The organism is Cryobacterium sp. TMT2-17-1 (assembly GCF_004402765.1).
GTDB lineage: Bacteria > Actinomycetota > Actinomycetes > Actinomycetales > Microbacteriaceae > Cryobacterium > Cryobacterium sandaracinum.
Genome location: NZ_SOGC01000040.1, coordinates 82,192 through 103,094, shown reverse-complemented (window position 1 = coordinate 103,094; position 20,903 = coordinate 82,192). Strand labels below are relative to the sequence as shown.

The 20,903-nt window shown below is 67.4% G+C and carries 20 protein-coding genes; 17 read left to right on the top strand and 3 right to left on the bottom strand.

What is annotated here, in order from left to right:
* The 9 genes from E3O47_RS11930 (at nucleotide 1) to E3O47_RS11890 (ending at nucleotide 9,426) form a co-directional block, all read left to right on the top strand.
* A complete protein-coding gene (locus tag E3O47_RS11930; RefSeq protein WP_134420621.1) occupies nucleotides 1–540 on the top strand; it encodes a DUF1697 domain-containing protein in 540 nt (179 codons plus the stop codon).
* 150 nt (nucleotides 541–690) lie between these two features.
* Nucleotides 691–1,455 carry a YebC/PmpR family DNA-binding transcriptional regulator gene (locus E3O47_RS11925; protein ID WP_104100486.1) on the top strand — a complete coding sequence of 255 codons (765 nt, stop codon included), beginning with the start codon at nucleotides 691–693 and terminating at the stop codon, nucleotides 1,453–1,455.
* Nucleotides 1,456–1,461: 6 nt separating this feature from the next.
* The gene (ruvC, locus tag E3O47_RS11920) at nucleotides 1,462–2,064 is read left to right on the top strand and encodes a crossover junction endodeoxyribonuclease RuvC (protein ID WP_134400855.1); all 603 of its coding nucleotides are present in this window, start codon (nucleotides 1,462–1,464) and stop codon (nucleotides 2,062–2,064) included.
* Entirely contained in the window at nucleotides 2,061–2,684 is a 624-nt protein-coding gene (gene ruvA / locus E3O47_RS11915; RefSeq protein WP_104100488.1) for a Holliday junction branch migration protein RuvA, read from the top strand. Before ruvC ends, ruvA begins: the two co-directional genes overlap by 4 nt.
* Nucleotides 2,685–2,716: 32 nt before the next feature.
* Complete coding sequence (gene ruvB, locus E3O47_RS11910; protein WP_104100564.1) at nucleotides 2,717–3,748, top strand: Holliday junction branch migration DNA helicase RuvB; 1,032 nt, start codon at nucleotides 2,717–2,719, stop codon at nucleotides 3,746–3,748.
* Between the two features lie 118 nt (nucleotides 3,749–3,866).
* Nucleotides 3,867–4,232 carry a preprotein translocase subunit YajC gene (gene yajC / locus E3O47_RS11905; RefSeq protein ID WP_241986188.1) on the top strand — a complete coding sequence of 122 codons (366 nt, stop codon included), beginning with the start codon at nucleotides 3,867–3,869 and terminating at the stop codon, nucleotides 4,230–4,232.
* Nucleotides 4,233–4,299: 67 nt separating this feature from the next.
* Nucleotides 4,300–6,036: a protein translocase subunit SecD gene (gene secD / locus E3O47_RS11900; protein WP_104100490.1), complete on the top strand. Its 1,737-nt coding sequence runs from the start codon at nucleotides 4,300–4,302 to the stop codon at nucleotides 6,034–6,036.
* Entirely contained in the window at nucleotides 6,036–7,049 is a 1,014-nt protein-coding gene (secF, locus tag E3O47_RS11895; RefSeq protein ID WP_134420617.1) for a protein translocase subunit SecF, read from the top strand. Before secD ends, secF begins: the two co-directional genes overlap by 1 nt.
* A gap of 103 nt (nucleotides 7,050–7,152) precedes the next feature.
* Nucleotides 7,153–9,426, top strand: a complete 2,274-nt coding sequence (locus E3O47_RS11890) for a bifunctional (p)ppGpp synthetase/guanosine-3',5'-bis(diphosphate) 3'-pyrophosphohydrolase (RefSeq protein WP_104100492.1) — start codon at nucleotides 7,153–7,155, stop codon at nucleotides 9,424–9,426.
* Nucleotides 9,427–9,464: 38 nt separating this feature from the next.
* Here the strand turns inward: E3O47_RS11890 and E3O47_RS11885 are convergent, their stop codons facing one another.
* The 3 genes from E3O47_RS11885 to E3O47_RS11875 all read right to left on the bottom strand — a co-directional run bounded on the left by E3O47_RS11885 (nucleotide 9,465) and on the right by E3O47_RS11875 (nucleotide 12,271).
* Nucleotides 9,465–10,043 carry a hypothetical protein gene (locus tag E3O47_RS11885; RefSeq protein WP_104100493.1) on the bottom strand — a complete coding sequence of 193 codons (579 nt, stop codon included), beginning with the start codon at nucleotides 10,041–10,043 and terminating at the stop codon, nucleotides 9,465–9,467.
* A gap of 105 nt (nucleotides 10,044–10,148) precedes the next feature.
* Nucleotides 10,149–11,381, bottom strand: coding sequence for a DUF349 domain-containing protein (locus tag E3O47_RS11880; RefSeq protein ID WP_134420615.1), 1,233 nt, complete (start codon nucleotides 11,379–11,381; stop codon nucleotides 10,149–10,151).
* An 89-nt stretch (nucleotides 11,382–11,470) separates the two neighbouring features.
* Nucleotides 11,471–12,271, bottom strand: coding sequence for a peptidylprolyl isomerase (locus tag E3O47_RS11875; protein ID WP_134342471.1), 801 nt, complete (start codon nucleotides 12,269–12,271; stop codon nucleotides 11,471–11,473).
* A gap of 175 nt (nucleotides 12,272–12,446) precedes the next feature.
* Between E3O47_RS11875 and E3O47_RS11870 the strand changes: the two genes are divergently transcribed.
* The 8 genes from E3O47_RS11870 to E3O47_RS11835 all read left to right on the top strand — a co-directional run bounded on the left by E3O47_RS11870 (nucleotide 12,447) and on the right by E3O47_RS11835 (nucleotide 20,900).
* Complete coding sequence (locus tag E3O47_RS11870) at nucleotides 12,447–13,787, top strand: replication-associated recombination protein A (RefSeq protein WP_104100496.1); 1,341 nt, start codon at nucleotides 12,447–12,449, stop codon at nucleotides 13,785–13,787.
* Nucleotides 13,788–14,005: 218 nt separating this feature from the next.
* Complete coding sequence (gene rpsD, locus E3O47_RS11865; protein ID WP_104100497.1) at nucleotides 14,006–14,635, top strand: 30S ribosomal protein S4; 630 nt, start codon at nucleotides 14,006–14,008, stop codon at nucleotides 14,633–14,635.
* Nucleotides 14,636–14,769: 134 nt separating this feature from the next.
* Nucleotides 14,770–15,147 carry a DUF948 domain-containing protein gene (locus E3O47_RS11860; protein WP_134342470.1) on the top strand — a complete coding sequence of 126 codons (378 nt, stop codon included), beginning with the start codon at nucleotides 14,770–14,772 and terminating at the stop codon, nucleotides 15,145–15,147.
* Between the two features lie 131 nt (nucleotides 15,148–15,278).
* Nucleotides 15,279–15,509: a hypothetical protein gene (locus tag E3O47_RS11855; RefSeq protein ID WP_104100499.1), complete on the top strand. Its 231-nt coding sequence runs from the start codon at nucleotides 15,279–15,281 to the stop codon at nucleotides 15,507–15,509.
* 72 nt (nucleotides 15,510–15,581) lie between these two features.
* Nucleotides 15,582–18,236, top strand: coding sequence for an alanine--tRNA ligase (gene alaS / locus E3O47_RS11850; RefSeq protein ID WP_134342469.1), 2,655 nt, complete (start codon nucleotides 15,582–15,584; stop codon nucleotides 18,234–18,236).
* Nucleotides 18,237–18,239: 3 nt separating this feature from the next.
* The gene (gene ruvX, locus E3O47_RS11845) at nucleotides 18,240–18,764 is read left to right on the top strand and encodes a Holliday junction resolvase RuvX (RefSeq protein ID WP_174722149.1); all 525 of its coding nucleotides are present in this window, start codon (nucleotides 18,240–18,242) and stop codon (nucleotides 18,762–18,764) included.
* Nucleotides 18,761–20,002 carry an endolytic transglycosylase MltG gene (mltG, locus tag E3O47_RS11840; RefSeq protein WP_134420613.1) on the top strand — a complete coding sequence of 414 codons (1,242 nt, stop codon included), beginning with the start codon at nucleotides 18,761–18,763 and terminating at the stop codon, nucleotides 20,000–20,002. The genes ruvX and mltG overlap by 4 nt, the downstream gene beginning before the upstream one ends.
* Nucleotides 19,995–20,900, top strand: a complete 906-nt coding sequence (locus tag E3O47_RS11835) for a shikimate dehydrogenase (RefSeq protein ID WP_104100502.1) — start codon at nucleotides 19,995–19,997, stop codon at nucleotides 20,898–20,900. Before mltG ends, E3O47_RS11835 begins: the two co-directional genes overlap by 8 nt.
* Nucleotides 20,901–20,903 lie beyond the last annotated feature (3 nt).

Sequence of the window (20,903 nt, the reverse complement as noted above, 5' to 3'; positions counted from 1 at the left end):
ATGGCCGGCTGGGTGGCGCTCCTGCGCGGAATCAACGTCAACGGGATCACGATCACGATGGCGGACCTGCGGGCCGTGTTCCGCGGGCTCGGCTACACGGATGTCCGCACGGTTCTGGCGAGCGGTAACGTGCTCTTCACGGCGGGCGAAACGGATGCCGCGGCCCTCAAGGCCACAATCGAACGCGCTCTCTCCGACAACTTCGGTTATCAGGCGTGGATCGTGCTGCTCGGCGTTGACGCACTCGACAGGGTGGCGCGGGCGTTCCCATTCGATGCGGAGCGGGACGGATGGCATCCGTATGTCGTGTTCGGATCGGCGCGGACCGCGCTCGACGAACTGCTCGAGGCGGCTGGGGAACCGGACCCGGAAACGGAGCAGGTTCGGCCCGGAACCGGCGTGCTCTACTGGCAGGTGCGCCGAAGCATCGGAAACAGTCCGTTCAGCAAGCTGAGCGGCAAGGCCCGCTACCGGTCGACCACCACCACCCGCAACCTCCGCACCCTGAACAAACTGATCGCCGCGGCCCCGGGCGCGTGAAGCCCGGCCCATCAGGCATCGCGGGTTAGAATGAGGCGCACCCCACGGTGCAGCGACCAATGGCACCAGTAGTGCAGCGACCAGCACGGCGGCGGCACCCCCGCGCCAATCGACAGCCACGTCACGACAGCCAAAGACAACGGGAGACTCATGTCCGGACATTCCAAGTGGGCGACAACAAAGCACCAGAAGGCGGTCACCGACTCGCGTCGGGCCAAGGCCTTCGCCAAGTTGATCAAGAACATCGAAGTCGCGGCCCGCATGGGTGGCGCCGACCTGTCGGGCAACCCGACCCTGGTCGACGCGATCCAGAAAGCCAAGAAGACCTCTGTTCCCAACGACAACATTGACCGTGCCGTCAAGCGCGGCGCCGGCCTGTCCGGCGAAGTAGTCGACTACACCACCATCATGTATGAGGGCTACGCCGCGCACGGCGTCGCCGTCATGATCGAGTGTTTGACCGACAACAAGAACCGCGCGGCCGCCGAGGTGCGCACCACCATGTCCAGAAACGGCGGCAACATGGCCGACCCCGGCAGCGTCGCGTACAACTTCCACCGCAAGGGCATCGTCGTCGTGCCGAAGAGCAACGGCCTCAGCGAAGATGACGTGCTCCTCGCCGTGCTCGACGCGGGCGCCGAAGAGGTCGTCGACGACGGCGAGAAGTTCGAGGTTTTCAGCGAAGCGCACGATCTCGTCGCGACCCGGACCGCCCTGCAGACCGCCGGGATCGACTACGACTCCGCCGACATCGCGTTCGTGCCCCAGCTCAAGGTAGAGGTCGACGCCGAGACCGCCCGCAAGGTGTTCCGGCTGATCGACGCCCTCGAAGAGCTCGACGACGTGCAGAACATCTACAGTAACTACGACGTGTCGCCCGAGGTCATCGCGGAGCTTCAGGCCGAAGCCGAGTAGCGCGCTGTGTCGGTCCGGGTTCTGGGCATCGATCCCGGGCTGACCCGCTGCGGCGTCGGAATCGTAGACGTCGCCGCCAACCGATCCGCGTCCCTGGTCGACGTGACCGTGCTGCGCAGCTCGCCGGACTTGCCGCTCGAGCAGAGGCTCCTGCTGATCAGCCGGGGCCTGGAAGACCTGCTCGACCGGCACAAGCCGGCGGTCGTCGCCATCGAGAGGGTGTTCGCTCAGGACAATGTCAGCACCGTGATGGGCACCGCCCAGCTGAGCGGCGTCGCGCTGCTCCTGGCCGCTCAGCGTGGGCTGACGGTCACCCTGCACACCCCGAGCGAGGTCAAGGCAGCCATCACCGGCTACGGGTCCGCCGACAAAGCCCAGGTCGGCGCCATGGTGGCGCGGGTGCTGGGCCTGGCCGAGGTGCCCAAGCCCGCGGATGCCGCGGACGCGCTGGCCATCGCGATCTGCCATGCCTGGCGCACCGGGGCGGCCGGCGGCACCCTGCCCACCAGCGCCGACGTGGTCCCCGGCACCCTGACCCCGGCCCAGAAGGCGTGGCGCACCGCCGAGCGCAGCGCAGTGTCGCCGGTGCCCCGTAGTCTGAAGCGGTGATTGCTTCCGTTCGTGGCCTTGTCCTGTCTGCCGTGGGTTCCACGGCCGTGATCGAGGTCGGGGGAGTCGGTCTGGCCGTACAGGTCACCCCGGCCACTGCGCTCTCCCTGCGCGTCGGCACGGAGGCCCGGCTTTCGACCACCCTTATCGTGCGCGAGGACTCGCTCACCCTCTTCGGATTCCCGTCCGCCGACGAACTCGAGGTCTTCGAGCTTTTGGTCGGCGTCACCGGGGTCGGCCCGAAATCGGCCCTCGGCGTACTCGCGGTGCTCAGCCCCGTCCAGATCGCGCAGGCCGTCTCGGCAGAAGACGACGGCGCTTTCCGCAAGGTCAGCGGCATCGGCCCGAAAACGGCCAAACTGATCGTGCTCTCCCTGGCCGGCAAGGTGTTCGTGACCGTCACGGCCGCGGCATCCGCCCGCCCGGAGCCCACCAGCGCGTCGGCGAACGTGCAGGCCGCCCTGATCGGGCTCGGCTGGTCGGAGAAGGTGGCCGCCGAGGCCGTCGACGAGACCCTCGCGGAGACCGTCGAACCCGGGCAGGTCGGCGTCGCAGCGCTCCTTCGCCTCGTACTCGTCAGGCTCGGCCCGGCCCAGCAGGCATCGGAGCGTCGCCCGTGACCGGCGCACAGGGTCTGGCCGGAGATCCCGGCGTGGAGCTCACCAAGCCGGAACTCGGGGGCGACGCCGAACTCGCCTTCGAGGGTGCCCTCCGTCCGCGCAGCCTCGGCGAGTTCGTCGGCCAGCAGAAGGTTCGCGGGCAGCTGCAGCTGCTCCTGACCGCCGCTACCATGCAGAGCCGCACTCCCGACCACATCCTTCTGGCCGGCCCGCCCGGACTCGGCAAGACCACTTTGGCCATGATCATCGCCTACGAGGGCAACCGCCCGCTGCGGATGTCCAGCGGCCCGGCCATCCAGCACGCCGGTGATCTGGCGGCGGTACTCTCCTCGCTGGTGCCCGGCGAGGTGCTGTTCATCGACGAGATCCACCGCATGGCCCGCTCCGCCGAGGAGATGCTCTATCTGGCGATGGAGGACTTCCGCATCGACATCATGGTCGGCAAAGGCGCCGGCGCCACCTCGGTTCCCCTCGACCTGGCACCGTTCACCCTGGTTGGCGCCACGACCCGGTCCGGACTGCTGCCCAACCCACTGCGCGACCGGTTCGGCTTCACCGCCCACCTCGAGTTCTACACCGACGACGAACTCGAGCAGGTGCTCGGCCGGGCAGCCAAGCTGCTCGACCTGTCGATCGACACGGCCGCCACCGCCGAGATCGCCGGTCGGTGCCGCGGCACGCCCAGAATCGCCAACCGCCTGCTCCGGCGGGTGCGGGACTACGCGCTGGTGCACGGTGGAGACGCCGATGTGGCCGCGGTGCACGCGGCTCTCGAGCTGTACGACGTCGACGCCATCGGGCTCGACCGGCTCGACCGGGAGGTGATGCGCATCATCCTGACCCGTTTTGGGGGAGGGCCGGTGGGTCTGAACACGCTCGCGGTGTCCGTGGGGGAGGAGTCCGAGACCATCGAGGCCGTCGTGGAGCCGTTCCTGGTGCGGATCGGCTTCCTGATGCGCACCCCGCGCGGCCGGGTGGCGACCGCGGAAGCGTGGCGGCATTTCGGCCTGACGGCGCCTCTGGTGGGCGGGCCGCCAATCCCTCTTATGCTGGATGACCTATAATTCGAGTTGGTTCGCTTCGAACCACTCGTGCTGGTTCCCCCGAGCCAGACGCACAGACTTCGGCCCTCGCGCCGCAACCGGAAGGTCCCACAGTTTTATGGATCCGTTGACTCTCGTCATGCTCGCCGTTCTCGCGGCGCTCGTGTTCTTCATGTTCCGCAACAGCCGCAAACGCCAGAAGGACCTCGCTGCCCTGCAGGCCCAGATGGTCGTCGGCGCCGAGGTCATGACCAACTTCGGCATGTACGGAACCATTCTCGCGATTGACGAGGAGGCGAACAAGGTTGCCCTCGAGATCGCCCCCGGAACCGTCGTGCAGCTGCACCGTCAGACCATCGCCCGCGTGGTGGAACCGATCGTGGCCGAGCCCGAAGATGAGGGCGACGCCGAGTTGAACCAGGGCAGCGCCACCGTTATGGGCGAACCTGACTTCGGTCAGCGCGTCGCCGACACCGACGAAGAGCCTAAAAAGGGCGACGCCTAACCAATCCCTCTCCATGCCCGCGCCTCGGCGCGGGCATGAGCATGAGCATAGAAAGCTGAGTTCTCTGGTGGCAAAGTCGTCTCCGGCCAAGAAGGCCTGGCGTTCCCTCACGTGGCTGGGTGTGATCATCGTCGGCCTGATTGCGCTCAACACGGCCGGCGTGCTCACCGGCGGCGGATCCTGGACGCCCAAGCTGGCCCTGGACCTCGAGGGCGGCACGCAGATCATCCTCGCGCCGAAGCTCGAGTCCGGGCAGTCCGTCTCCTCGGAGCAGCTCAACGAGGCCGTGAAGATCATTCGGCAGCGCATCGACTCGGCAGGCGTCTCCGAGGCGGAGATCAACACCCAGGGCGGCCAGAACATCGTCGTGTCCATCCCCGGCGTGCCGGACGACGCGACGATAAACCGAATCGAGTCCTCAGCCAAGCTCGAGTTCCGACCGGTGCTCGTGGCCGGTGCCCCGTCCGCGGCCAGCGTCGGTGAAAACGTTGTCGGAGAGGACGGGGTCGCGACCCCGGTACCGACCCCCACGGTCGACCCGAGTCTGGAAAGCACCCCGACCGCGGTGCCCACCGACGGGAGCGACCTGAACTGGATCACCCCCGCGCTCCAGGCCCAGTACGAGGCCTTCGATTGCAGCAAGATCGATACCACCAATGTGGCACCGGCGGCGGAGCCGCTTGTCACCTGTGAGGCCGACGGCTCCATCAAGTACATCCTCGGCCCGGTCGAAGTCAGCGGCGAGAACGTCTCCGACGCGACCAACGGCCAGCAGACCACGCAGAGCGGCGCCACGACCGGTGAATGGGTCGTCAACATCACCTTCGACGGAACCGGAACCAAGGCCTTCGCCGACGTCAGCACCCGGCTGAACGCGCTCACCGCAGCGCAGAACCAGTTCGCGATCGTGCTCGACGGCAACGTCATCTCGGCCCCGCGCACCCTGGCGGCCATCACCGACGGCAACGCGCAGATCAGCGGTGACTTCGACCAGGACTCGTCGAAGGCCCTCGCCGACCAGCTCAAGTTCGGCGCCCTGCCGATCAGCTTCACCGTGCAGAGCCAGGACACCATCTCGGCGACCCTGGGCTCGAGCCAGCTCACCGGCGGCCTGATCGCAGGCCTGATCGGACTCGTACTGGTCGTGCTCTACTCGCTGATCCAGTATCGCCTGCTCGGCCTCGTCACCGTGGCGTCGCTCACGGTCGCCGCGATCATCACCTACCTGCTGATCACGATCCTGTCCTGGCGCGAGGGCTACCGGCTGTCGTTGGCCGGCGTCGCGGGTCTGATCGTCGCGATCGGCATCACCGCCGACTCCTTCATCGTCTACTTCGAGCGGGTGCGTGATGAGCTGCGGGACGGACGAGGGCTCGAATCCTCCGTCGAGGCCGGCTGGAAGCGCGCCCTGCGCACCATCCTCGCCTCCGACGCGGTCAACATCTTGGCCGCCGGCGTCCTGTTCATCGTCGCCGTCGGCAACGTCAAGGGCTTCGCCCTCACCCTGGGGCTGACCACCCTCGTCGACGTGCTCGTGGTCATGCTCTTCACCCACCCGATGCTCCAGCTGCTGGCGCGCACGAAGTTCTTCAGCGACGGACACAAGTTCAGCGGCCTCGACCCGCGGGCCCTGGGCGCGACCTACCGCGGGCGGGCGAAATTCCGTCCCTCGGATGACCTCCCTTCCGCCAAACTGTCCTCGGCCAGCCGTGAGGCAGCCAAGCGCCAGACCATCGCCGAGCGCAAGGCGTCAGAACTCGTCGGTTCCAGTGCGGATCGAACGACCGACGGGAAGGATTCCTAATGGCTAGCTTTTCCCAGTTCGGCAACGACCTGCACACCGGCAAGCGCTCGTTCGACATCGTCGGGCGGCGCAAGACCTGGTACCTGGTCGCGGTCGTGGCACTCTTCGTGGCCATCGTCGTTCCCCAGCTGCGTGGCGGCTTCGTCTTCGGCATCGAGTTCACGGGAGGCTCCGAGTTCAAGATCTCCCAGGTCGCCGACCAGGACCAGCGAGCTGCCGCCGATGCCGTGACCGAGGTCGTCCCGTTGGCGACGCCCAGGGTGTCGAGCGTCAGCACCACCGGCATCCGCGTGCAGACCGACCAGCTCACCAGCGACGAGACCCGGGAGATTCGCGCCGCGCTGGCGGATGCCTACGCCGTGCCGATCGAGCAGGTCACCGCGTCCTTCATCGGTCCGGTCTGGGGCCAGGACATCACCGGCCAGGCCGTGCGCGGACTCCTCATCTTCCTCGTGCTCGCCGCCATCGGCATGGCACTGTACTTCCGCACCTGGAAGATGTCGGTCGCGGCCATGACCGCGCTGATGCACGACCTCGTCATCACCGCCGGGATCTACGGCATCACCGGTTTCGAAATCACCCCGGCCGCCGTGATCGGATTTCTCACGATCCTCGGCTACTCGCTCTACGACACGGTCGTGGTCTTCGACAAGATCCGCGAGAACACCTCGGAGGCGGGCGCCGAGACGCGCACGTTGGCCGAATCCGTGAACCTGGCCGTCAACCAGACCCTGGTGCGCTCGATCAACACCTCCGTCGTCGCGGTGCTGCCGGTCGCCTCGATCCTCTTCATCGGAACGCTCGTGCTCGGGGCAGGAACCCTTCGCGACATCTCGTTGGCACTTCTGATCGGCATCGTCGCCGGCGCCTACTCGACGATCTTCATCGCGTCGCCGCTGTACGCTCAAATCCGCTCCGCGGAGCCGGCCGTGCGCCGGGCCGACCAGAAGGTTCTCGCCCAGCGGGCGAAGGCCGGCCCCGCGCTGAAGGTGGCCGCCGCAGTCAGCACCTAGTCGGCCCTGATCACCGCCGGAGGAGGCCCGCACCCGAGCCGGAAGTGGTACCCGATCCGGCTCGGGAGCAGTAATAATTGATTAAGCGGATGGAGGTGGCCAGATGACCGAACTGACGACTCCTCCTGCCTACCCGGCTCCGCTCCCGCCGGCATCCTTGCGGCGCCTCGTGCCTCGGATCTTTTCCCGGGCCCAGCCGGTCGGCGCGGTCGACACGCTGCTGAAGACCGTGCGGATGCACCATCCCAAGGTGGACCTCTCGATCATCGAGCGGGCCTACGTCACCGCGGAGCAGGCGCATGAGGGCCAATTTCGCCGCAGCGGAGAGCCGTACGTCACACATCCGGTCGCGGTCGCGCAGATCCTGGCGGATCTGGGCATCGGCCCCAAGACCGTCTCGGCGGCACTGCTGCACGACACCGTGGAGGACACCGAGTACACTCTCGACCAGCTGAGGCACGATTTCGGCGACGAGATCACCATGCTGGTCGACGGCGTCACCAAGCTGGACAAGGTCAAGTACGGCGACAGCACCCAGGCCGAGACCGTGCGCAAGATGATCGTGGCGATGTCTAAGGACATTCGTGTGCTGATCATCAAGCTCGCCGACCGGCTGCACAACGCGCGCACCTGGGGATTCGTGCCTGCCGAGTCCGCGGTTCGGAAGGCGACCGAGACGCTGGAGATTTACGCGCCGCTCGCGCATCGCCTGGGCATCCAGGCCATCAAGTGGGAGCTCGAAGACCTCTCGTTCGCGGTGCTGTACCCCAAGCTCTACGCCGAGATCGACAGTCTTGTCAAGCAGCGCACTCCGCAGCGCGAAGAGTTCGTGCAGCACGTCATCGACTCGATCGTCGACGACCTGAAGGCCGCCCGCATCCGGGGCAAGGTCGCCGGCCGGCCCAAGCAGTACTACTCGATCTACCAGAAGATGGTCGTGCGCGGGCGCGAGTTCGACGACATCTACGACCTGGTCGGCATTCGAGTTCTCGTCAACTCGGTGCGGGACTGCTACGCGGTTCTCGGCGCAATCCACGCCCGGTGGACGCCGCTTCCCGGCCGGTTCAAGGACTACATCGCCACCCCCAAATTCAACCTGTACCAGTCGCTGCACACCACGGTTCTCGGCCCGAGCGGGCGCGCCGTGGAGATCCAGATCCGCACCCAGGAAATGCACCAGCGCGCCGAATTCGGCGTGGCCTCGCACTGGAAGTACAAGGAGCAGACCACCGGCAAGAGTTCCGGTCCGGGCCCGCAGAGCGACACCGACATGGCTTGGCTCGCCCACATCTCCGACTGGCAGGCCGAAACGGCCGACCCGGGAGAGTTCCTCGACTCGCTGCGCTACGAGATCGGCGCCAAAGAGGTCTACGTCTTCACCCCCAAGGGCCGGGTGATCGGTCTGCCGGCCGACGCCACCCCGGTCGACTTCGCCTACGCCGTGCACACCGAGGTCGGCCATCGCACCATGGGCGCCAAGGTCAACGGGCGCCTCGTCCCGCTGGAGAGCCCTCTCGTCACCGGTGACGTCGTCGAGGTGTTCACGTCGAAGAATCCCGACTCCGGGCCGAGCAAGGACTGGCTGAACTTCGTCAAGAGCCCCAGGGCTCGCAACAAGATCCGCCAGTGGTTCACCAAGGAGCGCCGCGACGAGGCGATCGAGCAGGGCCGCGACGCCATCGCACGCGCTATGCGCAAGCAGAACCTGCCGCTGCAGAAACTGATGAACCAGGACTCCTTCGCCGAGGTTGCCGCGGTGATGAAGTATGAAGACGTCTCTGCGCTGTACGCCGCCGTCGGCGAGGGGCATGTGTCGACGCAGTCGGTGCTGGAGAAGGTGGTTGCCACCCTGCAGAGCGTCGAGGAGAGCGACGCCACGGACCTGCCGTTCGCGCCCCACGGCCGCACCCAGACGCTCCGCAACAGCGACTCGGGCATCCTCGTGCGCGGCGCCCCCGACATCCTGGTGAAGCTTGCCCGGTGCTGCACTCCCGTGCCGGGCGACAAAGTCGTGGGGTTTATCACGCGCGGCGCTGGGGTATCGGTGCACCAGGCATCCTGTCGCAACGTGCAGTCCCTGCTCAAGGAACCCGAGCGCATGATCGACGTCGATTGGGCGCCCACTTCCAAGAGCCTGTTCCTGGTGCAGATCCAGATCGAGGCTCTCGACCGCTCCGGGCTGCTCTCCGACGTCACCCGGGTGCTGTCGGAGCATCACGTCAACATCCTGTCGGCGACGGTGCACACCTCCTCCGACCGACTCGCGATCAGCCGGTTCGTCTTCGAGATGGGCGACACCACGCACCTCGATCGCGTGCTCAATGCGGTGCGCCGTATCGACGCCGTTTATGACGTCTATCGCGTCAACGAGGGCTGAGCGGCCATTCAGCTCGCATTGGCCTCCCGGTAGAGACATCAGGTGGGGCGCGGATGCTCGTCGAGGTACCGTTGCACCTCCCGCAGTCGGGTGAGGGCCGGAGCCTTGAACGGCAGGTTGGGTGCCGCGCATAGGCGACTCGCCGGGTCGGTGCTGGTGCAGCCGGCCAGGCGCAGCAGGGCGGCGATCAGGGCAACCCGGTCACCGTCGGTGGGCTCGTCGTGCCAGCGGACGAGGTCGACGGCGGTGCGCAGGGGCAGCGTGACCCGGAGGCCGGAGATCGCCTGAAGCTGGTCGGACGGGCAGCTCACCTCGCGGATCTGCATTCGGGGTGACGGGACCAGTTTCATTCGGGCGGAACTCTGCACGCAGAAGTGGTGGCGGCGAGGTTCCGGCGCCAGACCGTAGATCCAGGCAGCGGTCATCCGCTCGGCGATGGCCCTTGGGGACGCAAGCAGCAACCCGACGGCTCGGGCGCGTCGCACCCGGTCATCGACCTCGTCGACCGGGCACCAAAAGTCGCCCAGGGTGAAGAGTTCCCCGTCGAGACGGGCGCCGCACAGCTCCGCAAGCGGCAGGTCCTGGGCAGAGAGCACCACGGGAAGGCGTGAGTTCATCGATTGTGGGTTCATCGACTCAGCGTGCGCCGGGCGTGTTCTCCCGCCCACAAAAAGCGGGGATCTGTGGACAGATCCCCGCTGGTCGTGCTGTGGACGGCCGGGCTACTGGCCGATGGCCTTCAGCCACGCCTTGCGGGTCTCGAGAGCCTCGGTGGCTTCCGTGATCGCCGCGGCATCCCCGCCGGCTTGCGCCGCGGCCAGTTCGGCCTCGAGCTTGACGATGGCATCGTTCAGCTGACCGGCCAAACCCTCGGCGCGAGCCTTGGTCTCCGGGTTGTTGCGCTTCCAGTGGTCGTCGTCGAGCTTGCGCACGGCTGCCTCAACCTTGCGCATGCGGTCCTCGATGGACTTGACCGAGTCGCGCGGAACCTTGCCGATGGCGTCCCACCGGCGCTGGATGGAGCTCAGCGCGCTGCGCGCCTTGGCGCGGTCCGTCTCGGCCAGCAGAAGTTCGGCTTCGGTGAGCAGCTCGACCTTAAGAGTCAGGTTTCCCGCGAACTCCTCGTCGTCGTGCGCGTCGATTTCGGACTTGACCGAGTAAAGCACGTCGCCGGCTGCCTTGAACTTGGCCCACATGGCGTCGTCCTGCTTCTTGCCGCTGCGACCCGCGAGCTTCCACTCGTCGAGCAGATTGCGGTAGCCCGGGATGCCATCGGCGCCCTTGGGGGCGAGGGCCTCGGCCTGTTCGATCAGGTGTTGCTTGCGGTTGCGAACGTCCTTGTGGGCGCTGTCCAACTCGGCGAAGAATGCCTTGCGGTTCTGCTCGATCGTGGTGCGGGCCGCGCGGAACCGCTTCCAGAGGTCATTGGCCTCGCCCTTGGGAATGCGCGGAGCATCGTGCTGGTGGGCCTGCCATTTCGCGAACAGGGCTTCCAGAGCAGCGCTGGTCTGCTTCCACTGCGTCTTAGCCGGGTCTTCGGCGGCGAGAGCCTCGGCCTCGGCGACGATCGCGGCACGCTCGGCGACGGCGGCGGTCGCTGCGGCCTTCGCTTCGGCGCCCTGCTGCTCGGTGAGCTCGGTCACCGCGCCGCCGAGGGCACCCAGGCGGGTGGCCAGGGCTGCCAGGTTGCCGACCGCGTTGGCGTTCGCCACGGCCTCGGTCAGATGTTTGACGGACTTCGCGATATCTGCGGCAGGTGCGCCACCCTTGGCGCGCTGTTCGAGAAGCGTGACCTGGCCGTTGAGCTCAACGTATTTCCGTTCGAAGTAGGCAAGCGCCTCTTCCGGCGTCGCGTCGGGATACTGTCCCACGGCGCGCTCGCCTGTCGCTTCGCGCACGTAAACCGTGCCGGTTTCGTCTACGCGACCCCATGGTTGCTGATCTGTCGGAGTCAAGAGCCTCACCTTATCGATGTCGTTGTGTGCTCACAAGTGAGCCAATACCCGGTCAAGCCTATTGCAAGCCCGCGCGCTGTTCGTCTGTTCTACTGAACTGATACCTGAGTGATGCTGGTCGGCACCTGAGGGGTGCCGTCCGAAGAGCCGTCGGCGACGCCGGCAGCCGTGATCTGCGCTTTGATTTCGTCCAGTCCATCGGTCACCCGGCCGAGCACCGTGTAGCCGCCGACCGCGTCGGCGGGGATGGTCGTGTCGTCGTAGACGATGAAGAACTGGCTGCCCATACTGTAGGCGTTGCCGCCCTGGCGGGCCATGGCCAGTGTGCCAGCCGGGTACACATCGTCGGCCGGGGCGTTTTCAATCGGTCCATAACTGTAGCCGGGGCCACCCGATCCCGTTCCGGTCGGGTCCCCGCACTGCAGCACGAAGAAACCGCCGTCGGTGAGCCGGTGGCAGGTCACGTCCTGGTAGAAGCCGGTGGTGATCAGGTTGATGGTCGAGGACACCGCCTGAGGGGCGAGGGCTCCATCGAGCTCGATCTCGAGCGGAATGCCGTTGAGGGCCAGCGTGCCGGTCCAGGTGCGGTCTTCCGCCAGGGTGCTGGGCGGCACCTCGCCGCTGTTCGCGCTGTCGGACGGTGCGGCCGACGCGGAGGGGGAAGCGGTGTCGGCCACGGAGGGTGCCGGGCTGCCGGGGCCTCCGGTGAAGAACAGCACCTGGGCGCCGACGGCCAGCGCCACGACCACGGCCACGCTGACGCCGGCGATGAGGTTGTCCCGCCGGCGCCGCTTCACTTGGTGCGCATTCACCGAACGCCGGGCCTGAAAGGCGCGTACACGCACGCGCGCCTCGCGGGCTTCACGTTCTTGCTTCTTGTTCGGTACCACGTCGTAGCCTCCAGGCGGCCTCCATCGGAAGGCCCGATCGAACGGGGACGGCTCCAGCGTCTGGCGCCCGAACCATGTTGAACTCTACGCAACCCGGAGAGGGCAAACAAACATCCGCTCCGGGCAGCACCGGTTCAGGATCGGCCCGGTCACCGGCACAAACTACGCTGGACCCATGGTGGATTCACAACCGGGACTGCGCAGCGGGGCCACACCCCTCGCCGTACGGATGCGCCCGACGAGCCTCGAGGAGGTCGCCGGTCAGAAGCATCTGCTCACACCGGGCTCCCCGCTGGTCAGCCTGGCCAGTGACAAGACAGGGGAGCAGGGCGCGATCTCCGTCATCCTGTGGGGCCCGCCCGGCACCGGCAAGACCACCCTGGCCCAGGCCATCGCGCGCAGCTCGGGCCGCCGGTTCGTCGAGCTGTCCGCCGTGTCGGCCGGAGTGCGGGACGTGCGCCAGGTAATGGAAGAGGCGCGCACCAGCCGGGACCTCTACGGACTCTCCACCGTGCTCTTCCTGGACGAGATCCACCGGTTCAGCAAGGCGCAGCAGGACGCTCTCCTGCCCGGGGTGGAGAACGGGGTCATCATCCTCGTGGCCGCCACCACCGAGAACCCGTCCTTCTCCGTCATCTCGCCGCTGCTGTCCCGCTCCCTACTGCTCACCCTCGAAACGCTCAGCGACGACGACCTCGCTGTCGTTGTCGACCGGGCCGTGGTCGACCCGCGCGGCCTGGCCGACCGGTTCGTGCTCGACCCCGAAGCCAGGGCCGCGATCATCCGGCTCGCGTCCGGTGACGCCCGACGGGCGCTGACCGCCCTGGAAGCTGGGTCGGTGGCGGCGGCGTCCTCCGTCGACGCCGAGTCCGACGCGAAGCCGGTCATCACCACCGAGGTGGTCGCCCTCGCTGTCGACCGTGCGCTTCTGCGCTACGATCGCAACGGCGACGAGCACTACGACGTCATCAGCGCCTTCATCAAATCGGTACGCGGCTCGGATGTCGACGCGTCCCTCCACTATCTCGCGCGCATGATCGAGGCCGGCGAAGATCCCCGGTTCATCTGCCGCCGCATCATCGTGCTGGCCTCCGAAGACATCGGCATGGCCGACCCGCAGGCGCTGGTGATCGCCATCGCCGCCGCCGACGCCGTGCAATACATCGGCATGCCCGAGGGCCGCATCCCGCTCGCCCAGGCCGTCGTGCACCTGGCCACCGCACCCAAGTCCAACGCGGCCTACATGGCCCTGGATGCGGCGATCGCCGACGTGCGGAACGGCAAGACCGGCCGGGTGCCCAAACCGTTGCGGGATGCGCACTACCCAGGCGCCAAACGCCTCGGCCACGGCAAGGGCTACAAGTATCCCCACGACGACGCCCTCGGCGTGCTGGCCCAGCAGTACCCGCCGGACGAGCTCGCCGAGGTGCGCTATTACGAGCCCACCGAGCATGGCCACGAGCGCGAGGTCTCGGCCCGCCTCGCCAAGTTGCGCAAGATCATCCGTGCCCGCTGAACGGAACGGCCGAACAACCCGATGTGCTAACCTGAACGCTGCCTACAAATGGAATCGGCATGCGGCTGCGTCCGATTCCGGATTTGATGGTTTCGCCCTGTAGCCGGGCGTCCCGTGGCACCACCCCTCTGAACTCCCATGACGTTGAGCCCGTGCTGTCTCATCGCGCGGCCGCCGCCCTGGTTTCCCCTTGTTTGCAGTTCCATCGAAAGGACACCGTGTCTACCAAGTCACGTACCCGCAGTAAGACCCGCCTCTCGCGGGCCCTGGGCATCGCCCTGACCCCGAAGGCCGCGCGCTATCTGGAGAAGCGTCCGTACGCCCCGGGCGAGCACGGTCGCACCAAGCGCAAGACCGACTCCGACTACGCTGTCCGCCTCCGCGAAAAGCAGCGCTTACGCGCCCAGTACGGCATCCGCGAAGCCCAGCTCAAGATCGCGTTCGAGGAAGCTCGCCGCGCCCAGGGACTGACCGGTGAGAACCTCGTCGAGATCCTCGAGACCCGTCTCGACGCTCTTCTCGTTCGCTCCGCGATCGCCCGCACCACCGCCCAGGCCCGTCAGATGATCGTGCACCGTCACATCCTGATCGACGGCCAGCTGGTCGATCGTCCCTCCTTCCGCGTGAAGCCGGGACAGCTCATCCACGTCAAGCCCAAGAGCGAGGCCATGGAGCCGTTCCAGGTCGCAGCCGCCGGCGGTCACGTCGACGTTCTGCCCAAGCTCCCCGCCTACCTCGAGGTCGAGATCGACAAGCTGCAGGCCCGCCTCGTGCGCCGCCCGAAGCGCATCGAAATCCCCGTGACCTGTGAAGTCCAGCTCGTCGTCGAGTACTACGCGGCCCGCTAGGCTCCTTTTCACCCGCACCGCCGTCAGGCGCTGCAACTGAACTACGCTGGAGAGCGGATCACCCTGGGGTGGTCCGCTCTTTGCGTACGCGCACCAAGCTCGTGAATGTCGAATCTGGAATGGATGGTTGGTCAATGTCTGGTGGAGATATTGTCGGGCTCGTGTTCGCCGCTGCCTTCCTGATGTTGGTCGGGTTCCTGGCCCTGCCCCTGGTCAAGCTCGGCCGCGTCTTCGACGAGACGACGGTGGCCATCCGCGACCTGACCCACACCGTCACCCCACTGCTCGAGGAATCCACCAAGACCATTCAGGAGACCAACGCGCAGTTGGCCCGGGTGGACACCATCACCTCGAACGTGGCGGATGTCACGGGCAACGTCTCCGCCCTGGTCGCCCTCGTCGCGGCGACCGTCGGCGGCCCGCTGGTCAAACTGGCCGGCTTCTCCGCGGGGGTTCGCGCGGCGCTGAGGGCTGCCCGCCCGGGCGGCACCCGCCGCCGCCGCCACAGGTAGTCGGGTACTCTGGAACGGAGCCGGCCCGTCAGGGATTCGCCGGTCAGACGGTCGTTCCAGACGTTCAACCGCCGTGAACCGACCTTTTCACCACTTTTCAGGGTCTCCACACATATTCAGGGAGCATTGCTATGAAGAATTTCATCTGGTTTGTCGTCGGTGTCACCACGGGGCTGCTCATCGCCCGCGAAGCCGGCAAGACGCGTCAGGGGAAGCAATTCTTCGCCGATCTGGACACCAAAGCGCGCGAGTTCGGTGAGGCCATCTCGGACGGCTACCGCAAGCGTGAGGCCGAGCTGCGGGATGCCATCGGCGACATCGAGTCGGAGACCGAAATCACGATCGAAAAACTTGCCAAGTAAGTACTCGCCAAGTACGTGCTCGCCAGGTAGGTATAATCCATATCTTTTTCACTACAACGAACTACGGAACTAATGCAGACTGCTGAAATTCGCGGGCGCTGGCTCGACTTCTTTGCCGATCGCGGTCACACCGTCGTCCCCTCCGCTTCGCTTGTCAGCGACGACCCCACACTCCTGTTCACGGTGGCCGGGATGGTTCCGTTCGTACCGTATTTGACCGGTCTCGTGCCGCCCCCCTACCCGCGAGCGACGAGTGTTCAGAAATGCATCCGCACCAACGACATCGAAGAGGTCGGCAAGACCCCGCGTCACGGCACCTTCTTCCAGATGAACGGCAACTTCTCGTTCGGCGACTACTTCAAGGAACAGGCGATCGGTTACGCCTGGGAGCTACTCACCAGCTCGGATGCCGACGGCGGCTACGGCTTCGCCGAGAAGGACCTCTGGGTCACCGTCTACGAGGACGACGACGAGGCCTTTCGGTACTGGCGCGCCCTCGGCCTGCCCGAGCACCGCATCCAGCGTCTCGGCATGGACTCCAACTACTGGTCGACCGGTCAGCCCGGGCCCGCCGGACCCTGCTCCGAGATCTTCTTCGACCGCGGCCCGGCCTACGGCATCGACGGCGGCCCGGCCACCGACGACGACCGGTACGTCGAAATCTGGAACCTCGTCTTCATGCAGTACCTCCGCGGCGAGGGCACCAGCAAGAACGACTTTGTCATCCTCGGCGACCTGCCGAAGAAGAACATCGACACCGGCATGGGGCTCGAACGTGTCGCCTTCCTCAAACAGGGCGTTCAGAACATGTACGAGATCGACCAGGTGCGCCCGGTCCTCGACCGGGCCGCGGAACTGTCCGGTCGCCGCTACGGGGCCGTCCACGACGACGACGTGCGGATGCGCATCGTCGCCGACCATGTGCGGTCGTCCCTGATGCTGATGAGCGACGGAGTGATGCCGTCCAACGAGGGCCGCGGGTACATCCTGCGCCGCTTGATGCGCCGCAGCGTGCGCGCCATGCGCCTCCTCGGCGTCGACGCCGCGACCTTTCCCGAATTGTTTCCGGCCTCGCGCGACGCCATGGCCGGCGCGTACCCCGAGATCAAGGCGGACTACGCCCGCATCAGCCAGGCTGCGTATGCCGAAGAGGAGACCTTCCTGCGCACCCTCGCCAGTGGCAGCGCAGTGCTCGACCTCGCCGTCGCGAAGACCAAGAAGGCCGACAAGGTCGTTCTGCCGGGCGACACCGCGTTCCTCCTGCATGACACCTACGGCTTCCCGATCGAGATCACCCTCGAGATGGCCGAGGAGGCCGGGCTCAGCGTCAACCGCGAGGCCTTCGACACGCTGATGGCCAAGCAGCGCGCGATGGCCAAGGCCGACGCCAAGGCCAAGAAGACGCACCTCGCCGACCTGTCGGTCTACAGCGCATTCCGCGCGGCGGGGGAGACCGTCTTCACGGGCTACGACGCTCTGCAGACCGAATCCAGCGTGCTTGGGATCATCGTCAACGGTCTCTCCGTCGACCGCGCCGTCTCCGGTGACATCGCCGAGGTGATCCTCGCCGAGACGGCCCTGTACGCGGAGTCCGGCGGCCAGGAGGCCGATGCCGGTTTGATCGTGGGCACCGGCTACGAGCTCGAGGTGCTCGACGTGCAGAAGCCCGTCAAGGGCCTGATCAGTCACAAGGTTCAGGTGCGGACCGGCGAAGTCGGCGTCGGGGACTCCGCCACCAGCGTCGTCGACCCCGACTGGCGCCGCGGTGCCCGACAGGCGCACTCCGGCACACACGTGCTGCATGCCGCCCTCCGCCAGGTGCTCGGCCCGAACGCCCACCAGTCCGGCTCGTACAACAAGGCCGGCTTCTTCCGCCTCGACTTCTCCTGGAACCAGGCACTGTCCCCGGCGACCCGAAGCGAGATCGAAGAGATCTCCAACAACGCCATCCGGGACAACCTGCCCGTGCTCACCCGGGAGCTGCCCCTGGCCGAGGCGAAGGCGCTCGGCGCGATGGCCCTGTTCAGCGAGAAGTACGGCGACCGAGTGCGCGTCGTCGATATCGGCGGCCCCTGGTCTCGCGAACTCTGCGCGGGAACCCACGTCGCCTCCAGCGCCGAGATCGGCATGATCAACCTTGTCAGCGAGGGTTCTGTCGGTTCCACGAACCGCCGGGTGGAGTCGTTGGTCGGCCTCGAGGCCTTCCGCGACCTGGCCACCGAGCGCGCCCTCGTCTCCCAGCTGACCTCACACCTGAAGACGCCGCGGGAGCAGTTGCCAGAGCGCATCAACGAGCTCGTGCAGAGCCTCAAGGCCGCCGAGAAGAAGATCGCCGCGTTCGAGGCGCGGGCCCTCTCCGACAGGGTGCCGGCCCTCGTCGCCTCGGCAAAGCTGGCCGGTTCCGTCAATGTCGTGGCCGAGCAGGTCGGCACGCTGGGCTCCGCTGACGACCTGCGGATGCTGGTCATGGCCACCCGCACGCAGCTCGGCAGCACGCCGGCGGTCGTAGCCCTCGCGGCCGTGGTCGCCGACAAGCCCGTCGTCATCGTGGCCACCAACCCCGCGGCCCGGGAGGCCGGCCAGCGTGCGGGAGCCCTGGCGAAGCAGGTCGCCGGCATCCTCGGCGGCGGCGGCGGCGGCAAGGACGACCTCGCCCAGGGCGGCGGCACCGACGCAGCAGCCATCCCGAACGCCCTCGCGGCCGTTCGATCCGCCGTAGCAGGCTGAACCATGCGTCACGGTGTGCGGGTGGGAGTCGACGTCGGGAAAGCCCGGATCGGCCTGGCCCGCAGCGACGCGCACGGCCTGCTGGCAATCCCGGTCGAGACCGTGGGCCGCGACCACTCCGGCAGCCTGGACGTGGCCCGGATCGTGGCCGTGGTGGCCGAGCTCGACGCCGTTGAGGTGGTGGTCGGGCTGCCGCTCGCGCTCTCCGGCAACCGCACGGCGTCGACCAACGATGCGGTGGGGTTCGCCGAGCTGCTGGCCCGGTCCCTGACCGTTCCGGTTCGCCTGGTCGATGAGCGCCTTTCCACCGTCGCGGCGCAGTCGGCCCTGCGCTCCGCGGGGCGGAAGGCCAAAACCCAAAAACCCGTGATCGACCAAGTCGCCGCGGTCATCATCCTCCAGCATGCCCTCGACACCGAACGCACCCTGGGCACACCCGCCGGCACCGCCGTCGATCTCGTGCGCGACCAGTTTCCAGCCGGGTCCCCGCCAGCTGCCGCACCGAATGAAGGGCAGCCTCAACGATGACACCGCCTCCCGCCGACAGCACCGGAGCCCCGGCCGAGCCGGGCGACCCGACAAGCCCCATCGACCCGGCGGACCCCCTCAGTTCGCGTCGGGCCATCCGTGAGTCACGGGGCGAAGGCACCCGGTCCAGTCGTCGCGCCCTGCTGGACTCCGCTCCGGTGCCGCAGAAGAGGGGCCGCCGGGGCGCCTGGGGCTGCCTGATCGTCTTCCTGATCCTGGCCGGACTCGCCGGTGCCGCCGCCCTCCTGCTCCAGGAGCCGATCGGTACCGTGATCGGCATGGTGCAGGGCCCGGCGGACTACGACGGCGCCGGAGGCGACGAGGTCATCGTGATGATCCACGACGGTGAAACCGGTCAGGACGTCGCGAACTCCCTCCTCGCCCAGGACGTGGTGAAGAGCTACGACGCGTTCTACGAGGTGCTCCGCGCGGAGAGCCCGGCACCCGTCTTCCAGCCCGGCGCCTATCGTTTGGCCGGCAAGATGAGCGGCCGTGCCGCCCTCGACGCCCTGCTCGACCCGGAAAACAAGCTCGAACAGACCGTGGTGATACCCGAGGGAACCACGACCGCCTCGGTGCTCCAGCTGATCAGCGAGGGCACCAGCATTCCCTTGGTCGATCTCGAGGCCGCGGCCGCCGACGTCGAGCCCTACGGCCTGCCGGGCGAGGCAACCACCCTCGAGGGGTTCCTGTTCCCGGCCACCTACACGTTCCCCCCGGAGACCACGGCGCCCGAGGCCATCCGCACGCTCGTCGACCGACAGTTCGAGGCTCTCGACGCTGCCGAGGTCGCGCCCGAGAACCGCTGGAAGACCATCGTTGTCGCGGCCCTGATCCAACGCGAAGCGGGGCTCACGGAGGATTTCTACAAGGTTTCGCGCGTGTTCCTGAACCGGCTCGACCCGGCAAAGTGGCAGAGCGGGCTCCTGCAGTCCGACGCTACCGTGGCCTACGGGACCGGGGCGACCGACCGGGTGAAGACAACGGATGCCGAACGCGCCGACGCCGCCAACGCCTACAACACCTATGTGCACCCCGGGCTTCCCGTGGGGCCGATCTCGAACCCCGGCGACATCGCGATCGACGCCGCCGTGAACCCCGCCGACGGCACCTGGCTGTACTTCGTGTCCTGGAACCTCGACACGGGGGAGACGATCTTCTCCACCACGATCGCGGAGCACGACGCCGCCGTGAACAAATGGCTGGCCTGGATGGACGAGCACCCCGAATATGGTTGAGCCCGAAGCATCCGTGCCGGCCCCCGCCCGTGACTCTGCCCGCGTGCGCCGTCTCGCGGTGCTGGGCTCGCCCGTCGAGCATTCCCTCTCCCCGGCACTGCACCGGGCCGCGTACCAGGCGCTCGGCCTGGACTGGCGCTACGACGCCGTGCGGGTGCCGGCGGGCGGACTGCCGGACTTCCTCGCGTCCCGGGGCGCAGACTGGCGCGGCCTCTCCCTCACGATGCCCCTCAAGCACGAGGTCCAGGCGCAGCTCGACGGCATCGACCGGGTCGCCGCTCAGACCGGCTCCGTCAACACGGTGCTGTTCGGTGAAGCCGACGGCAGGCGAACGTTGCAGGGTTTCAACACGGACGTCACCGGCCTGGTGCGTGCCCTTGCCGAAGCCGGAGTGCGCCGCGCGGTGCACGTGTGCCTGCTCGGCGCCGGCGCCACCGCGGCATCCGCCCTGGTCGCCGCGGCTGAGCTGGGCGCGGAGCTGGTCGACGTGCTCGTGCGTACCCCGGCGAAGGCGGCCGATCTGGTCGAACTGGGGCAGAGCCTCGGGGTCGTGGTACGGGTATACCCGCTCACCGACCTGCCCGACCCTGCCCGCGTCAGCGAGCTGGTGATCAGCACCCTGCCCGGGGGCAGCGACCCGGGCGCCGAGTTTCCCGCCGGGCTGCGCCGGCAGGCGCTCCTGTTCGACGTCAGCTATTCCCCCTGGCCCAGCGCCCTCGCCCGGTCCTGGTCGTCGGTGGGCGGCACCGCGGTGTCCGGAGAGGGGATGCTGCTGCACCAGGCCCTGATCCAGGTGCGCATCTTCGTCTCCGGCAACCCGTTCGAGCCGCTCCCGAATGAGGACGTGGTGCTGCACGCCATGCGCGGCGCCCTGACCGGGAAGGCTGTGACAGGATAGTGG

Bases quoted from the DNA above. Each gene is read 5' to 3' on its own strand.
- E3O47_RS11930 (WP_134420621.1), top strand. From the start codon at position 1: ATGGCCGGCTGGGTGGCGCTCCTGCGCGGAATCAACGTCAACGGGATC.
- E3O47_RS11925 (WP_104100486.1), top strand. From the start codon at position 691: ATGTCCGGACATTCCAAGTGGGCGACAACAAAGCACCAGAAGGCGGTC.
- yajC (WP_241986188.1), top strand. From the start codon at position 3,867: ATGCTCGCCGTTCTCGCGGCGCTCGTGTTCTTCATGTTCCGCAACAGC.
- secF (WP_134420617.1), top strand. From the start codon at position 6,036: ATGGCTAGCTTTTCCCAGTTCGGCAACGACCTGCACACCGGCAAGCGC.
- E3O47_RS11890 (WP_104100492.1), top strand. From the start codon at position 7,153: ATGACCGAACTGACGACTCCTCCTGCCTACCCGGCTCCGCTCCCGCCG.
- E3O47_RS11885 (WP_104100493.1), bottom strand. From the start codon at position 10,043: ATGAACTCACGCCTTCCCGTGGTGCTCTCTGCCCAGGACCTGCCGCTT.
- E3O47_RS11870 (WP_104100496.1), top strand. From the start codon at position 12,447: ATGGTGGATTCACAACCGGGACTGCGCAGCGGGGCCACACCCCTCGCC.
- E3O47_RS11860 (WP_134342470.1), top strand. From the start codon at position 14,770: ATGTCTGGTGGAGATATTGTCGGGCTCGTGTTCGCCGCTGCCTTCCTG.
- E3O47_RS11855 (WP_104100499.1), top strand. From the start codon at position 15,279: ATGAAGAATTTCATCTGGTTTGTCGTCGGTGTCACCACGGGGCTGCTC.
- alaS (WP_134342469.1), top strand. From the start codon at position 15,582: ATGCAGACTGCTGAAATTCGCGGGCGCTGGCTCGACTTCTTTGCCGAT.
- ruvX (WP_174722149.1), top strand. From the start codon at position 18,240: ATGCGTCACGGTGTGCGGGTGGGAGTCGACGTCGGGAAAGCCCGGATC.
- mltG (WP_134420613.1), top strand. From the start codon at position 18,761: ATGACACCGCCTCCCGCCGACAGCACCGGAGCCCCGGCCGAGCCGGGC.
- E3O47_RS11835 (WP_104100502.1), top strand. From the start codon at position 19,995: ATGGTTGAGCCCGAAGCATCCGTGCCGGCCCCCGCCCGTGACTCTGCC.